This is a genomic window from Chryseobacterium sp. CBSDS_008 (assembly GCF_049959325.1).
Classification (GTDB): Bacteria; Bacteroidota; Bacteroidia; order Flavobacteriales; family Weeksellaceae; genus Chryseobacterium.
Genome location: NZ_CP188202.1, coordinates 4,919,117 through 4,936,295 on the forward strand (window position 1 = coordinate 4,919,117; position 17,179 = coordinate 4,936,295).

Sequence of the window (17,179 nt, forward strand, 5' to 3'; positions counted from 1 at the left end):
TACATTTTTTTGACACTTTTTAACTTTCATACCTCGAAAAAAATCACGATATTTGTAAGTCTTTGCATGTAGCAGGATTTTTAATATTTAATATGAGTCAAAAACAATATACAGCTAGTAGTATTCAGGCATTGGAAGGAATGGAGCACGTTCGTATGCGTCCTTCAATGTACATTGGTGATGTAGGAACAAGAGGTCTTCACCATTTGGTTTATGAAGTAGTAGATAACTCTATTGACGAGGCATTGGCAGGATACTGCGATACGATCTTCGTGAGCATCAAGGAAGGAAACGGAATTGAAGTAAGTGATAACGGTAGAGGTATCCCGGTTGATTTCCACGAAAAAGAACAGAAATCTGCCCTTGAAGTTGTAATGACAAAAATTGGAGCCGGAGGTAAGTTTGATAAAGATTCTTATAAGGTTTCAGGAGGTCTTCACGGTGTAGGGGTTTCGTGTGTGAATGCACTTTCCAATGAAATGATCACTACTGTTTACAGAGACGGAAACGTTTACCAGCAGATTTATTCAAGAGGAAAGGCACAGACTGGTGTTGAAGAGATCGGGAACAGTGAAAAAAGAGGAACTAAGCAGTTCTTCCAGCCCGATGACAGTATATTTACAGAATTAGTTTACAACTACGATACATTAGCAACGCGTTTAAGAGAGCTTTCTTATCTTAATAAAGGAATTACCATTACGCTTACCGATGAAAGAGAAAAACTGGAAGATGGTTCTTTCAGAACAGAAGTTTTCCATTCTCAAGGAGGTTTAAAAGAGTTTGTTGCTTATATCGATGGAAACCGTGAATCTATCATGGAACACGTAATTTTCATGGAAGGCGAAAGAGATGATATTCCTGTTGAGGTGGCGATGCGTTATAACACGTCATTCAACGAAAATCTTCACTCGTATGTTAATAATATTAATACCCACGAAGGAGGTACTCACCTTGCCGGTTTCAGAAGAGCTTTAACAAGAACTTTAAAGAAATATGCAGACGAATTGGGACTTCCGGCAAAAGAAAAAGTAGAAATTACCGGAGATGACTTCCGTGAGGGATTAACAGCTGTGATTTCTGTAAAAGTAATGGAACCTCAGTTTGAAGGACAGACCAAAACAAAATTAGGAAACTCTGAAGTTTCTGGTGCTGTGGATAAGATTGTAGGAGAAATGCTTACTAACTTCCTGGAAGAAAATCCTAACGAAGCTAAAATAATTGTTCAAAAAGTTGTTCTGGCTGCAAAAGCAAGACAAGCTGCGAAAAAAGCGCGTGAAATGGTTCAGAGAAAATCTCCGATGGGAGGTTCCGGACTTCCCGGAAAACTTTCTGACTGTTCATCCAAAGATCCGGCAGAATCTGAACTTTTCCTTGTAGAGGGAGATTCCGCAGGTGGAACAGCCAAGCAGGGACGAGACAGACACTTCCAGGCTATACTTCCTTTAAGAGGTAAAATTTTGAACGTAGAAAAATCTATGCTTCATAAAGTTTATGACAATGAGGAGATCAGAAATATTTACACCGCTCTTGGAGTTTCTGTAGGTACGGAAGAAGATAGCAAAGCATTGAACATGGCTAAGCTGAGATACCACAAGATCGTGATCATGACCGATGCCGATATTGACGGATCTCACATTTCTACGCTGATCCTTACGTTCTTCTTCAGATATATGAAGGAACTTATTGAGAACGGATATATCTATATTGCTCAGCCACCTTTATACCTGTTAAAGAAAGGAAACAAAAAAGTATATGCTTATAACGAAAAAGAACGTGAAGAGTTTACTTTAGATATGGCTCCGGACGGAAAAGGAGTAGAAGTACAACGTTACAAAGGTCTTGGGGAAATGAACCCGGAACAGCTTTGGGAAACAACCCTCAACCCTGAACACAGAATTCTGAAGCAGGTAACCATTGATAATGCTGTAGAAGCTGATAGTGTTTTCTCAATGTTAATGGGTGACGAGGTTCCGCCAAGAAGAGAGTTTATCGAGAAAAATGCAAAATATGCAAAAATTGATGCATAAACCTTTTTAAAAATATAATACAAAAGCTTCTGATTATTTAGAAGCTTTTTTTATATTTGGATGAACCAAAAAAACAAATAATATGTTAACTCTTTTACAAACAGATCCTTACAACGGGGCAGATGCCGCATCCGGAGCAGTAGCTGCCGGATTAGGGATCGGAACTATGTTCTTCGGCTTACTATGCTATATTTTTTATGGATACTGCATGTATAAAATCTTCCAGAAAGCAGGAAGACAGGATGCATGGGCAGCCTTTATTCCAATTTATAATATGATTGTATTGCTGGAAATCGTGAAGAAGCCAATATGGTGGATCATCCTTTTCTTTATTCCGTTGGTAAATCTCTACGCATATTGGGTAGTATACGATAGACTTGCCAAAGGATTCTCCAAAGAAACACCCCTTTACACTATTCTGATCTTCTTTTTAGGATTTATTTTTATTCCTGTATTGGGGCTTGGCAGTGATCAGTATGATAGTAAACTGGTTCCGAATGATTAAAAAAGACAAAAAATTTAAAGACTTCAGAAATGAGGTCTTTTTTTATAAATAATTATTCCATTGTAGAATTTATTTTACTTCTAGCTATTATTAATTCTACATTATCCGGATAGTACGAATTGTAATTTATTTTAAATTTGAAATGCAGACAAAATGAAATTTATCCATTATACCATAGAATACATGTTCTCTTTTCTTTCAATATAAAATGAGTATAAATATTCTGTTTTTTATTTTTCAGAATTGATGATGAAAAGTTGATAATGTATTGATTTTCTTATAAGTACATTTAATATAGTACTTTTTTAAATATTAGGTTAAGGCTTCATATACTGAAGCCTTTTATATTTATTTTAACAGTTATTAAGATTTTCTTATTTTTGCATAATCTTAATAACTATGATGAAAATATTAGTCCTGGGGGCTTTCTTTTTTGCCTCATTATATTTTGCACAGAGCTATCCTGCTTCTGCAATTTCTGAGAATTCCAAAAAACAATAATATTTGATGAAAACCAAAACTAAACTTACTGTAGCAGTGAGCGGTCTTATGTTTAATGTAATTTTTGCACAACATAAATTCCTCTCTCCACCTGTCTTTGATGAATCGGATCTGAAAAAAACTAACTCACTGATAGAAAAGGATGCACCAGCTGAAATTCTCTATAATAGTGTTCGATATAATATCAGGAATGATAATTCTTTAGAAAAAGAATGGTATTCGAAAATTAAAATCTATGATAAAAAGCGATCAGAAGATTGGCTTAATATAAGTATTCCTCTCCTTACCGATGAATCTCTGAGTAAATTTGAAGTTAAAATATATAACCTTTTCAATAATAAAGTTGAAAAAGTCTTAATTGATAAAAAAGAGCAGCTAAAAGAGAATTTTACAAAAGGCATAAATATCTATAAACTTGCCTTACCTAATATTTCAGATGGATCTGTAATAGAATATAGTTATAAAGTGACGAGTAATAATATAGCCAATCCAGTATATTTTTTGGAGTATAATATTCCTGTTGTTTATCAGGAGTATAATCTGGAATATCCTGATGAACCTATTACTTACCTTTTCAATAATACAGGAAGTGTTGTGAAACCCAAATATTATGTCACAACTACCGAAGATCGTTTAGGAGCTTTATATAACGTTTTCAGATTTGGATATGAGAATATGAAATCTATTCAGAAAGAAAATTATGTAAAAGATTTAGATAGATTCAGGGGAAAAGTAAAACCTGAACTTAAAAGATTTGCAACTAAGTATTTTGCTTATAATGAGTTCAAAGATTGGAACAGTCTTGCAGACAAACTTTATAACTTTGACGACTTTGGGAATTTCTTAAAAGGCAATGTGAAAGATGTTCTTCCTGAGAATATTAAAACGTATTATGATCCTTTAGGAAGGGCTGATAGAATTTTCAATTTTGTCAAAGAAAATTACAGATGGAATGACAAAAAAGGAATAATGGCTTCTCAGAATTTAAGACAGCTTATAAAAACAAAATCTGGAAATAGCGCAGACATTAATCTTCTTTTGATTATGCTTTTAAGAGATGCTGGAATTGACGCTAATCCTCTTCTGATTTCTACTGTTGACAATGGTATATTAAATATTATTTCTCCTAACGTTAATAACTTGAATTTTGTATTAGCATCAGTGAAAATTAATAATCAGATTTATTTTTATGATGCAACTTCTTTTAATTCTAAGGTGAATATGTTGCCTGAGAGGGATTGGAATGATTTCGGAATTTTGCTGGAAGGGAAAAAAGGAACCTCTCTTTCATTCTCCAATACTAATATAAGTAAAAAAGAGATGACTATTAAAGCCAGCTTAGACCTGGAAAACTCTTTAGTGAGAGGAACCTTCACACAAAAGGATAGCGGGATGTATGCAATTAACTCTTATGATGAATTTGATATAAGTAAGGATAAATATAAACAAGCGTTCCCTCTGCAATATAATATAGATGGGAAAAATGTGGAACCAAAGCTCTTGGCCAATGGTGATTTTGAGACTCAGATGACATTTTCCGATACTAATCTGATGGATGTAATAGGAGAGAAAATAGTTATCAATCCAATCATGTTTTTAAATGCTGAAAAGGAATTGTTTGATCAGTCCCATGAAAGAAAACATCAAATTGATTTTATTTCAGCTTTTAATAAAGAAAAAAGAATAGAATTAGAAATTCCTGAAAATTATAAAGTTTTGAGTCTTCCAAAAGATAAAAAGATTGCTACAGATGACCAGGAGATATCTTTTTTATACAAGGTTGAAACGCTTGGTAATAAAATAATAATTACTTCAAAAATAGGTGTTGCTAGCCAAAATTATCCTAAAGAATATTACCCGTTTTTTAAACAAATTTGGAAAACGATCTCTGAAACGGAAAATCAGGTGATTAGTTTAATAAAAAAATAAAACAAAATTTATTATTTAAAATTAACAGTAATGATGAAATTTTTAATTTTAGGGGCCTTATCTACTGCCTCATTATATTTTGCACAGAGCTATCCTGCTTCTGCAATTCCTGAAAATTTAAAGAAAAATGCTAATGTGGTTGTTCGAAAGGATTTTACCACAGCCCAGATCAACAAAGTTGATGAAATAAAGTACCAGTATAATACGGTTACTACCGTTTTAAATAAAGACGGTAACGAACAGGCAGTTATTTATATTCCCTATGATAAAGCAAGGCGTATTTCAAACATAAAAGTTACGGTTTACGATGAAGCCGGAAAAAAGATCAAGAGTGTTTCAAAGTCTGATTTTCAGGATATAGCCAATAACTCTCAGGGAGTTTTTTATTCGGATAACAGAATGCTTGTATATTCATATACACCTGCTCAGTATCCTTATACGATAGATTTCTCTTATGAGACAAATGATGAAAATACAGTTTTTATACCGGATTTTGTGCCTTTTACCTCTGTAAAAACATCGTTGGAAGAAGCACAGTTTAAGGTGATTAATAACTCAGGAATTGAGCTCAGAACCAAGATTTATCCCTCAAAATATAATTATGCATCTGTCATTGAAAGCGGTAGTGCAAATGATAAAACCTATTCGTATAAAAATGTACCTGCTATTGATGATGCTTTTATGATACCACAGCCTGTTAAAATCTTACCTTCAGTCAACTTTGCTCTGGCAAAATTCAGTCTGGCAGGGAAGCAGGGAACGCTAAATAACTGGAAAGATTTCGGAACATGGATTTATAATGATCTTCTGATACCCGTTTCAGGATCTACACCTGCTATTAAAGCGGAAGTGGCTTCTTTACAACTACAGGGATCTGTAGAAGATAAAGTAAAGAAAATCTATCAGTATATGCAGAACAAAAGCCGTTATATAGCCGTATCATTGGGAATAGGCGGCTGGCAGCCTATGCAGCCGGATGAAGTTCAGAAAAAAGGATATGGAGACTGCAAAGGGCTTACCAATTATATGAGAATTCTTTTGACTGAGGCCGGGATTCCTTCCACGTATTGTATCATCAATTCTGGCCGCTCACAGGTTTCCTTTGATCCTGAATTCCCTTCTATGGGTGGAAATCACGTTATTCTTATGGTTCCTACGGAAAAAGGAAATATCTGGCTTGAAAATACTTCTCAGCAAATTGCATTTAACCACTTAGGGTACACTACCACCGATAGAAATGTGCTTGCTGTCACCCAAAAAGGAATTGAACTGATCAATACACCAGCTTATAAAGCAGAACAGAATAAAGAAAAGCAAGTTCTGAGAATTAATCTTAATGAAGATAACAGCATTACAGGAACAGGAAATTTTACCTACACAGGAAATCAGTATGATTATAATTTAAGATTTGCCAATCTTAATCCTAAAGAGAAAAATGAAGCAGTGAAAGGAACATTTGATATTTTAAACTTTGAAAAAGTTGAAATGAAAAACTTTAATAATGACAGAGACAATGCTGTTATTACCTATGACCTGGATTTTAAAACGAATAATTTCTCTAAAAAAGCAGGAAACAGCCTGCTGTTCAGATCGGTTCCTATTTTTTCTGATGTGGTCTATAAAACAGAGGAGAACCGCGAGCTTCCTTTCGAGGTGAATATGTCTTTTGAAGATGAATATGAAATTGCTTTTATCCCTCCTGTAGGCTATAAGGTTGATGAAACCCCCGATAACTCAAGCATCACGTCAGAATTCGGGTCTTACAAGCTAAGCTTCGTTAAAAGTGATGGACAGGTAAAAGTGATCAGAAAAATGCAGGTCAATAAAGGATTGTATCCAAAAGAAAAATACAATGAATACATAAGTTTCAGAAAAAAAATTCTGAACATGGATAATTCAAAAATCTTAATAACTAAAATATAACCATGAAAAAAATAATAGTATTGGTACTTTGTTCTGCCAATGCAATCATGATGAATGCTCAGAAGAAATATGAATTTCTGAATCCTCCTAAATTTAATGAAGCAGATTTGTCTAAGACAAAATCATTACTTGATGAAAATGCTCCTGCCGAAATTTTGTATAAATCTGTCTACTTTATGGTGGATGGAAGTACAGGAAATATGCACAAAAAATATTTTTACAGAGTCAAAGTGTACAATAAAGATAAAGCGGAAGATTGGTTGAACCTTGAAATTCCTATTTATAATATTGGAACCAACCGTGAATCTTTAAGCAAATTCAAAGCGTTTACTTACAATCTTGAAAACGGAAATGTCGTTCCTGTAAAAGTGGAAAAAAGCTCTCAATATAAAAGTAAAGAGAATAAATATGTTACCCTGACGAAATTTGCTTTTCCCGGTGTGAAAAACGGATCAGTCTTGGAATATCAATACGAAGTCATATCTCCGTTTCTCTTTATTATCCCGGAGGTATTAATAGAATCTGATACTCCTTCATTAAATACAGAGTATGTTTTTGATGCTCCGATCAATATGTCGTATAACGTCAATTATACCGGTGGGATGTCTCCTAAATACAGGGAAATGGATGAGCGAAATATTTATGGTTCCCAATACAAAACCTTTAGATTTGCTTATGAAAATGTAAAAGGATTTAAAACTGAAAAATTTGTTAGAAATGACAGGAATTTCAGAACAAAAATCAGTGCAGAGCTAAACTCTACTAATTTTGGTCAGCTTAAACTGTATTCATCTTCCTGGGATCAGATTGCCAAAAGGCTTTATGAAAATGAGGATTTTGGCGGTGAACTGAAAAGGACAAAACTGGCTAAAGAAAATATGCCGGCAGGAATCTCAGGCATGAAAACTGATCTTGAAAAGGCCAATGCCATTTTTTCCTATGTTCAGAAAACCTTGATCTGGAATAAAGACAAAGGAATTTATACTGAAGACGGGATCAAAAAATTGTTAGAAACTAAAACCGGAAATGCAGCAGAAATTAATCTTTTCCTTGTCATGATGCTTCGGGAAGCTGGCCTTAAAGCAGATCCGCTGGTTATTTCCACAGTAGAAAACGGCCTCATCAATCTGGTATCACCGAATGTCTCCAATATGAATTTTGTGCTGGCTGCTATCAATCTGGATAATCAGTTACATATTTATGATGCTACCTCTAAGCAGTCTTCACTGGATGAAATTCCTCTTAAAAACTGGAACCAATATGGAGTTCTGGTGACTAAAGATAAAGCACTGCAGATTCAAATGAGCAATTTAAAATCAAGCAATACTTATCTTACCGTGAATGCCAGGATCAATGATGACGGAAGCATTTCCGGGACCTATTCAGATAAGGATACCGGTGCATATGCTATGTATGCAAAAGATAACTATGATGATAATGCTGAGAAATATAAAAAGCAGTACAAAGAAAATTTCTCAATGGATTTCACCGATATTGATTCAAAAGTATTGGAAAACGGGGAATTTGAAAGCAGCATGAAGTTTTCTTCTATGAACCTGATCGACAGGGTAGGAAAGAAAATGATCATTAATCCGATGTTGTTTTTAAGTAAAAATTCCAATGAGTTTGATCAGACTGAAGTCAGAAAATATCCTATCGATTTTGGATCACCTACCACGAAAGTGAAAAAGATCATTCTTGAAATCCCTGAAGGATACGTCATTGAGGAAATGCCTAAAGAAAAAAGAATCGTTACAGAAGATAAAGAAATAGCGTATACCTATTCTGTAGAACAAAAAGGAAATAAGCTTGAGGTTACAACAACTACAAAAATCAGCAGTTCAGACTATCCGAAAGAATATTACCCGGCATTCAAACAAATCTGGGGAGTTGCTTCGAAATTTGAAAATCAGGTGATCAGCCTTATTAAGAAGTAATATAAAACAAAATAAGCAAAAAAATAATTTTTTTTCAAAAACCATTCATCTTTTGAATGGTTTTTGTATTTGATACCTGAAAATAGGATTATGAAAAATACGATTGCTGTTATAGCACTATCTTCTTTCTTAGCGGTTACTGCCTGCAAAAAAAAAGAAACGGCAGCACAAGCAGAAAAAACGGAAAATAAAACATCAGAGCAATTGGTTGTAGACTCTGTGAAAGTCAGTGATTCTACAAAAATTACAGACTCTTTAAAAGTGAGCTATACTTCAAAATTGTTGGTTTTCCCTACTTTAAAAGATAAAAAGCTCCTGGACAGCATCTATTTCCAGAATGAAAAAATCAAAGACTTTTCCAAGGCCGGACTTCAGGCTTACCTTGATAAAGAAAAGAATAATTATTTCAGTTCCATAAAAAATGATAATAAAGACTGGCTTTCAGACGTTACCTATGCCCAGGACTGGTATTCAAGTTCACATATGAATTTAATATCCAATACAAATGGTTATATGCATATTCAATATGTAGGAAGCGGGTACGAAGGCGGAGCACATGACAATTACGGATTTTCTGAAAGGGTTTTTGATCTTAAAAACAGCAAAAAATTAGAATTGAAAGATATTACATCAATGCCTAAAAGTAAGATTGAAGCCATTCTGATGAAAAATATTGATAAAATTAACAGCGGAACGATGGATGGAGACGGGGAAGTGAAAAACTCGGAAATGCTTTTGGTTGATAAAATTCCGGCTTCCGATAACTTTTATTTTGATGATAAAAACCTGTATTTTCACTACAGTCCCTATGAAATTGCCGCTTTTGCAGCCGGAGATATTACCATTCCCGTATCATGGGAAGACCTGAAAGGCACATTGAATACAGAATTTAAAGAAAGAATGAAAATTAAGTAAATTAATGCTTCCAGTTATGGGAGCATTTTTTAATTTTGCGGTAATGGACAAAGTAGCTTTTATTATCAACCCTTTTTCGGCCAAAAAAAACTATCAGCCGTTTCTGAATGAACTTAAAACAAAGGTTAACAACCCATTGTATTATGTATCAGAATCTATTCTTGGGACAGATGAATTTATTCAGTCTTATTTTGAAGAAGTGGATATTTTTGTGGCCATAGGAGGGGACGGTACAATCTCTACAGTCGCCAAAAATCTGATTAATACAGATAAAATCCTGGCTATTTTCCCAGCCGGTTCTGGAAACGGATTTTCCAATGAAACACAATTCAGTAAAAATCTTGATGAACTTTTAGAAAAAATAAAAGCAAAAAACTCCAGAAAGATAGACACTTTCACCGTAAACGACAGGCTTTCCATCAATGTTTCAGGAACGGGATTTGACGGTAAAGTCGTTAAAGAGTTTGAAAAAACAAGCCGTGGATTCAAAAACTATATTAAAGTTTCCCTGAAAACTTTTTTCAATTACAAACCGATTAAGGTGAAGTTTTTTGATGAAGAGTACCAGCAGTATAACGGAAGGTATCTGATGATGAACATCGCCAATACCCGCCAATTTGGTAACAATGCTTATATTGCACCAAAAGCCAGTAAAAGCGATGGGCTGGTGGATATGGTTCTGGTAAAAAAATTTCCTTTGACCTATTCTGCGCTGTTTGCCTTCAGGATGTTTACCAAAAGACTCAAAGATGATGAATATGTAACCTATCTTCCGGTCTCTGAAATATCATTTAAAGTGAATACCAAAAACTGGCATCTGGATGGAGAATTCAATAAGATCAAATCACCAATCCATATTAAAGTACAGCCCGCGAGTTTGAATATTTTGGTTTAAAGGTAAGAGTTAATTTTGTTTCGAGTTTCGAGTTGCTGGCTGATTGCGTGTTATTTTGTTGCTGGTTGTTTGGTTGCGAATTACGTTTTTTTGTTCCTGCTTACCCACAACCTTAAACCCTCAAACGTTCCCACTCTCAAACTCAAACTCCCTAATCCCTGCAACCTAAAACCTGCCACCTATTTACACTTCCAGTTTCTTCTCTACATTAGCCGGATGATCCAGACAGTATTGAAGCTGTTTTTTATCAAGCTGTTTTTCCCAGTTGGCTACTACAACGGTTGCTACAGAATTTCCGATTACATTCGTCAGGGCTCTGCATTCGCTCATGAACTTATCAATTCCCAGAATTAAGGTCATTCCCGCAATCGGAATTTCAGGAACTACGGCCAATGTTGCTGCAAGAGTAACAAATCCCGCCCCGGTAACACCTGCCGCACCTTTTGAGCTTAACATAGCTACCAGAAGAAGCATCAGTTGCTTCTCAATAGGGAGATGGATGTTTAATGCCTGCGCAATGAAGAGAGAGGCAAGCGTCATATAAATATTCGTTCCGTCGAGATTGAAAGAATATCCCGTAGGAACTACCAAACCTACAATGGCTCTTGAGCAGCCTGCTTTTTCAAGCTTTTCCATAATTCCAGGAAGGGCAGATTCTGAAGAGCTCGTACCCAAAACGAGAAGTAGCTCTTCTTTAAGATAGAAAAGGAGTTTGAAAATATTAAATCCGTTATACCATGCTACCGCTCCTAATACCAGAACAACAAAGAGGATAGAAGTGATATAGAATGTACCAACAAGGAATATCAGATTCAGCACAGAATGAAGTCCGTATTTTCCGATCGTAAAAGCCATAGCTCCGAAAGCTCCGATAGGGGCAAGTTTCATAAGCATATGTACAATTTTAAATACCGGAGTTGATAAATCCTGCAGGAAATCAGTTACTTTCCTGCTTTTTTCTTTCGTCAGAACCAAAGCAACTCCCATTAAAATAGCCACCAGAAGAACCTGAAGGATATTTTCACCCACCAATGGACTGAACAATGTCTCCGGAATAATATTCATAATGAAGCCCGTAAGTGTTGATTCATGGGCTTTGGCCTGATATTGTGAAACATCCCCTGAAAGCGTAGAAGGATCTATATTTAAACCATGACCTGGCTGTAAAATATTTCCTACCACTAATCCGATGATAAGAGCAAGGGTTGAAAAGGTGAAAAAATAAATCATTGCTTTAACCGCAATTCTGCCTACTTTTTTCAAATCGGTCATATGGGCGATTCCCAAAGTAAGCGTAATAAAGATGACAGGAGCGATAATCATTTTTACCAATTTGATGAATCCGTCTCCCAAAGGTTTCATCTTTTCGCCTAATTCAGGATAAAAATTTCCAAGAAGAATACCGGCAATGATGGCGATAATCACCTGAAAATAAAGCTGATTGTAGATTTTTTTTGCTTTCAAAGAACAGTCGTTTTGTTTTTTTAAGACCGAAAATTAAGAAAATTTATCTGAAGACATGACAAAAGTCATTGAAAAGTAGCTGTAGCGCTTGTTTTATAATATGGTTGAAGAAATTTGGGCTTCATTCCAAGAATGAAACCCAAACCGTATTTTGTTGTATGAGAATTATTCCACTGCTACAGAATCATCTCCACGTCCATCTGCCACAGCATGAATGTTTCCGTTTTCATCAAGAACAATCATTTCTGTTTTGCCGATGTATTTTGTCTTTTCAATGACGTAGTTTTTACTTTTCAGTTCAGAAATAGTACTTTCCGGGAAACTATTTTCAACAGTAATGGTTTCCGGTAACCACTGGTGGTGGAACTTTGGCGCATTGACTGACATATTCGCATTCAACTTGAAATCTACCACATTTACAATAGATTGATACACTGAAGTTGGAATCGTAGTTCCTCCGGGAGTTCCCACAACCATATAAGGTTTTCCGTTCTTCAACAGGATGGTTGGAGTCATAGAAGAAAGCATTCTTTTATTAGGCTGAATGGAATTCGCTTCTCCGCCTACTGCCCCGAACATATTCGGTACCCCTGGTTTGATAGAGAAATCATCCATTTCGTTATTTAAAAAGAATCCGGCTCCCGAAACTAAAACTTTGCTTCCATAATATCCGTTAAGCGTGGTAGTTACAGAGGCCGCATTTCCATCCTTATCCAATACGGAAATATGAGTAGTCTGCATAGATTCTTTAGGCTGCTCTATGATCTTACCCACTTCTGCACTTGGAGTAGCCTTATCAAAACTGAAGCTTTTCCATCTGCCTTTCAGATAGTCATCAGAGATCAGGTAAGAGGTTTTGTCCTGGATAAAATCCGGATCACCCATATATTCTGCTCTGTCTGCATAAGCTCTTCGTTCTGCTTCTGTCATGATCTGGACAGCTTTTGCAGAGTTTTGCTGGTATTTTTCAAGATTTTCAAAACTGGCCATTCTGAGCATCTGGGCAAGAAGAACTCCGCCGCTTGAAGGTAAAGGCATTGTCACAACATTGTTCCCCTTATAATCAAATTCAAGGGCTTTTCTTTCGGCAACTTTATAGTTTTTAAGATCTTCCAGCGTGATAAGTCCGTTGCCTCTTTTCATTTCGGCCACCAGAAGTTCGGCTGTTTTTCCTTCATAAAAGCCTTTTGCTCCTGACTTCTGGATCAATTTCAAAGTTTCTGCCAGGTCTTTTTGGATCAACAGATCGCCGGCTTTCCATGGAGCATCTTTTACAAAAATGATGGAAGATTTATTATGTTTCTGGAATTTTTCTCTTTGGTTATTCAGCATTTCTGCCTCTTTATCCGTGATGGCAAATCCTTTTTCAGCAAGATCAATGGCGGGCTGAATAATCTTTTCCATAGGAAGTTTACAGTATTTCAGAGTAGCAAAAAATCCTGCCACACTTCCGGGAATACCTACAGCCAGTCTTCCGTTTTGGGAAAGATCCGTATCTGCTTTTCCCTTTTTATCAATGTACATATCTCTGAAAGCTTTTTTCGGAGCAGTTTCCCTGTAATCTAATGTGAATTTTTCGCCATTATTTTTTACACCTACTAAAAATCCTCCTCCTCCGATATTTCCTGCCTGGGGATACACGACAGCAAGAGCATATTGTGTCGCTGTAACAGCGTCATAGGCATTTCCGCCCATTTTTAAGATTCTGGCTCCTGCTTCACTGGCTAGCGGATGTGCAGAGACTACAACCCCTTTATTTTTTACCTGTACTTCCTTGATAATATTGATATCTGTAAATTGAGCCCAGCTGAGTTGAGCCGCCAACAGCATCGAAGCAATTAAAATCTTCTTCATATAATTGTTTTTTCTTGAAACAAAATTATTGAATTTTTTTATGTAAATGTTTGTTTTTATTATAGATGTGAAAATTATACTTTGTTTTAATTAATTATTAATATATTTTAAATTTATTTAATGTTATTTGATTGATTATTTGTATTTATTGAATAATATTTAGTCTATTTAGACTTTTTGTGATTTTTATTGTAGTTTTTTGAATTTTATTTCTACATTTGAAAAAAAATGCATGAAAAAAAATTACCAGAAAATTATCTTTTTAGGAACCTTATTCCTTGTATCAGCTAATGTATATGCGCAAACAACAGATTCTATAAAAGTAAAAGCAGTAGATGAAGTTAAAATTACTGTAGGATCCAGAAATAAAAGTCGTGTTGCAACTGATACTCCTGTTCCTGTGGATGTTATCAATATCGGATCACAATCTGTGTTAAGCCCTCAAACTGACCTTAATCAGATTTTAAACTATGCAGCACCATCTTTTACCTCCAATTCAACAACTGTGGCAGATGGTACAGATCACGTTGATCCTGCCCAATTAAGAGGGTTGGGGCCGGATCAGGTACTTGTTTTACTTAATGGAAAAAGAAGGCATACTTCATCACTGGTTAACATTAACGGTTCTCCGGGTAGAGGGTCTGTAGGGACCGATCTGAATGCTATTCCTGCTTTTGCTATTGAAAGGCTGGAAGTATTGAGGGATGGGGCTTCAGCGCAATACGGCTCTGATGCAATTGCCGGAGTTATTAATGTGATCATGAAAAAAAATACGAATGCATTTACCGCTGCAATTATGGGAGGTGGATTTAATTCAAAAGGAGCTAATGATCATACCGGAGGATGGGATGGAGAGAAGTATCAGCTTGATCTTAATTACGGAACTAAAATTGGTAATAATGGGTTCGTCAATTTTACAGCAAGCTTGCTGAACAGGAATGATACGAGAAGAGCCAGGTCGGCGGCAGGTGATATTTTTAATGCATATAATGCTATTGAGCAAAGAGCATTGGAAAAGGGAGTTAATATTTCCGCTCTTTTTGGGAATGTCAATAACACTTCCAATACTCAGCAAATCATAGATTATATACATCAGTATGCTCCAAGTGTAAGTTATTTTACAGCAGCACAGCAGGCTAATATTCAGTCGGCAAATACAATTGCTGGATTGCAGAATCTGCTGAAAGGTGATGTTACTGAAAATGAACTGGTCTACAGGGGGTTAACAAGAGATGATTTTAATATGAGGGTCGGGCAATCCCGGCTAGGATCCGGTCAGTTTTTTATGAATTCTGAATTTGATCTGTCTTCAACAATCCGTGGATATGCTTTTGGAGGAATCTCCTATAGAGCAGGGAATGCAGCAGGTTTTTACCGAAGACCCAATCAAAACAGGACTTCCACATCAATATATCCTAATGGTTTCCTTCCGGAAATTGCCTCTGATGTTATTGATCTCTCTTTTGCTGCTGGATTTAAAGGGAAATTAGGAAATATTAATTATGATATCAGCAATACTTTCGGAAGCAATACTTTTGACTATACCATAAAAAATACAGCCAATGCATCCATGCTGTATCCTGGTAAAAGAGAGTTTAATGCAGGAGGTTTGGGATTCTCTCAAAATACGATCAATGCAGATTTTGATACAAAGTTAGACTGGTTAAAAGGTTTCAATGTTGCTTTTGGGGGAGAGATGAGATTCGAAAAGTATAAGATAGAAAATGGAGAGGAAGCTTCATGGGCTCTTTATGATATTAACGGAAATATACAGACTCCAGGAATAGACCCTCGCTTGAAACCTACAGATTTTTTTGGAGTTTATACTCCTCCAGATCCTAATCTTCCAATTGGTCCAAATAATCCAGGGTCGATTACTAGTGTCAGGCCCGGAGGAGCTCAGGTATTCCCTGGTTTTCGTCCGGAAAATGCTTTAAATAAAGGAAGGCATTCCGTAGCTGCTTATGTGGACACGGAACTGGATGTTACGGATAAATGGCTGGTGAGTGCGGCGTTGAGATATGAAAATTATTCAGACTTTGGTTCTACTTTCAATTATAAAGTCGCTACAAGATATAAACTTACGAATAATATAAATATAAGAGCAGCTCATTCCACGGGCTTCAGAGCTCCTTCGTTGCAGCAGATCTACTTTAATGCTACGGCTACACAATTTGTGGGCGGAACGGCATATGAAGTAGGTACATTTTCTAATGATTCTGATGCAGCGGGTATTCTGGGAATTCCACAATTGAAGCAGGAAGAGTCCGTCAGTTATTCTGCTGGCTTTACAGCTAAAGTTCCTCAGATGAATCTGACGTTTACGGTAGATGGTTATTATATTAAAATTAAAAACAGAGTTGTATTAACAGATCAGTTTTCAAGACCGTCAGGAACTTATCCGGCGGAAAGTGATCTTGGTAAATTACAGACCGCCTTTGATAAGGCCAATGCAAATGCCGCCACTTTCTTTGCTAATGCTATTGATACACAGACGAAAGGTATCGAAGGGGTCATTTCGCACAAGGCAAAGTTTTCCCAGGGTGTAGCTCTGAATTCTGATTTTGCAGTTACGGTGTCAAAAACAAACAGGATAGGTAATATCCATGGTTCTGATGTTTTAATCAATGCCGGCCAGATCAACAGGTATTATTCAGAATCAAGCCGTGTTTATCTTGAAGAAGCTATCCCAAGGTTCAAAGCTTCCCTGAATAACGCTCTGGAAATTAATAAATTCAGTGTGCTGTTAAGAAATGTTTATTTCGGAAAAGTTACGGATCCTAATACAATGGATGCTAATGGAGATGGAATTGTAAGTGGGGAAATCATTAACGGCCAGGCTGTCGCTACTGAACATCCGGTTTGGGGAGGAAAAATAATTACCGACCTGTCTGTTGGGTATAATTTTAATAAAAACTTTAAACTGACAATCGGGGCGAATAATTTGTTTGACATTTATCCTGATAAAAACTACGGTCCGGCAACGGTGAAAACTCCTTCTCTGGATGCTTCTGGTAACCTTGTGTATGTTAATACCTCTACTATTGATCTTTCTAATCAGAATCAGTTTGTGTACTCGAGAAATGTTTCTCAGTTCGGAATGAACGGAAGGTTTCTTTTTGCCAGAGTAAATCTTACTTTTTAATTACAAGTTTAAGGAATATAAAAAGGTGTACGAAAGTATACCTTTTTTATTATGGTTGGCATGTTTTTTTTACTTTTGTACAAT

General features: G+C 36.0%; 10 protein-coding genes. 8 read left to right on the forward strand and 2 right to left on the reverse strand.

Going from position 1 to position 17,179, the window contains the following annotated elements:
* The first annotated feature begins 92 nt into the window (after positions 1-92).
* From gyrB to ACP3T3_RS22245, 7 genes are all read left to right on the forward strand, one after another.
* The gene (gene gyrB, locus ACP3T3_RS22215) at positions 93-2,027 is read left to right on the forward strand and encodes a DNA topoisomerase (ATP-hydrolyzing) subunit B (protein WP_426477871.1); all 1,935 of its coding nucleotides are present in this window, start codon (positions 93-95) and stop codon (positions 2,025-2,027) included.
* Positions 2,028-2,109: 82 nt separating this feature from the next.
* The gene (locus ACP3T3_RS22220; protein WP_426477872.1) at positions 2,110-2,532 is read left to right on the forward strand and encodes a DUF5684 domain-containing protein; all 423 of its coding nucleotides are present in this window, start codon (positions 2,110-2,112) and stop codon (positions 2,530-2,532) included.
* 507 nt (positions 2,533-3,039) lie between these two features.
* Positions 3,040-4,962 (forward strand): transglutaminase domain-containing protein, encoded by a 1,923-nt coding sequence (locus ACP3T3_RS22225; protein ID WP_426477873.1) that lies wholly within the window; start codon positions 3,040-3,042, stop codon positions 4,960-4,962.
* Positions 4,963-4,992: 30 nt separating this feature from the next.
* Positions 4,993-6,885, forward strand: a complete 1,893-nt coding sequence (locus ACP3T3_RS22230; protein WP_426477874.1) for a DUF3857 domain-containing protein — start codon at positions 4,993-4,995, stop codon at positions 6,883-6,885.
* A 2-nt stretch (positions 6,886-6,887) separates the two neighbouring features.
* A complete protein-coding gene (locus ACP3T3_RS22235) occupies positions 6,888-8,822 on the forward strand; it encodes a transglutaminase domain-containing protein (RefSeq protein WP_426477875.1) in 1,935 nt (644 codons plus the stop codon).
* A gap of 90 nt (positions 8,823-8,912) precedes the next feature.
* Positions 8,913-9,737 carry an RsiV family protein gene (locus ACP3T3_RS22240; protein WP_426477876.1) on the forward strand — a complete coding sequence of 275 codons (825 nt, stop codon included), beginning with the start codon at positions 8,913-8,915 and terminating at the stop codon, positions 9,735-9,737.
* A 43-nt stretch (positions 9,738-9,780) separates the two neighbouring features.
* Positions 9,781-10,632, forward strand: a complete 852-nt coding sequence (locus ACP3T3_RS22245; RefSeq protein WP_426480005.1) for a diacylglycerol/lipid kinase family protein — start codon at positions 9,781-9,783, stop codon at positions 10,630-10,632.
* A gap of 183 nt (positions 10,633-10,815) precedes the next feature.
* On the opposite strand, the gene ACP3T3_RS22250 is transcribed toward ACP3T3_RS22245, so the two are convergent.
* The gene (locus tag ACP3T3_RS22250) at positions 10,816-12,096 is read right to left on the reverse strand and encodes a dicarboxylate/amino acid:cation symporter (RefSeq protein ID WP_426477877.1); all 1,281 of its coding nucleotides are present in this window, start codon (positions 12,094-12,096) and stop codon (positions 10,816-10,818) included.
* A 165-nt stretch (positions 12,097-12,261) separates the two neighbouring features.
* Complete coding sequence (gene ggt / locus ACP3T3_RS22255) at positions 12,262-13,950, reverse strand: gamma-glutamyltransferase (RefSeq protein WP_426477878.1); 1,689 nt, start codon at positions 13,948-13,950, stop codon at positions 12,262-12,264.
* 232 nt (positions 13,951-14,182) lie between these two features.
* On the opposite strand from ggt, the gene ACP3T3_RS22260 reads away from it, so the two are divergent.
* Positions 14,183-17,095, forward strand: coding sequence for a TonB-dependent receptor plug domain-containing protein (locus ACP3T3_RS22260; protein ID WP_426477879.1), 2,913 nt, complete (start codon positions 14,183-14,185; stop codon positions 17,093-17,095).
* Positions 17,096-17,179: the final 84 nt, after the last annotated feature.

Coding starts and splice junctions, on each gene's coding strand:
- ACP3T3_RS22245 (WP_426480005.1), top strand. CDS start 9,781: ATGGACAAAGTAGCTTTTATTATCAACCCTTTTTCGGCCAAAAAAAAC.
- ACP3T3_RS22220 (WP_426477872.1), top strand. CDS start 2,110: ATGTTAACTCTTTTACAAACAGATCCTTACAACGGGGCAGATGCCGCA.
- ACP3T3_RS22225 (WP_426477873.1), top strand. CDS start 3,040: ATGAAAACCAAAACTAAACTTACTGTAGCAGTGAGCGGTCTTATGTTT.
- ACP3T3_RS22230 (WP_426477874.1), top strand. CDS start 4,993: ATGATGAAATTTTTAATTTTAGGGGCCTTATCTACTGCCTCATTATAT.
- ACP3T3_RS22240 (WP_426477876.1), top strand. CDS start 8,913: ATGAAAAATACGATTGCTGTTATAGCACTATCTTCTTTCTTAGCGGTT.
- ACP3T3_RS22260 (WP_426477879.1), top strand. CDS start 14,183: ATGAAAAAAAATTACCAGAAAATTATCTTTTTAGGAACCTTATTCCTT.
- ACP3T3_RS22235 (WP_426477875.1), top strand. CDS start 6,888: ATGAAAAAAATAATAGTATTGGTACTTTGTTCTGCCAATGCAATCATG.
- ggt (WP_426477878.1), bottom strand. CDS start 13,950: ATGAAGAAGATTTTAATTGCTTCGATGCTGTTGGCGGCTCAACTCAGC.
- gyrB (WP_426477871.1), top strand. CDS start 93: ATGAGTCAAAAACAATATACAGCTAGTAGTATTCAGGCATTGGAAGGA.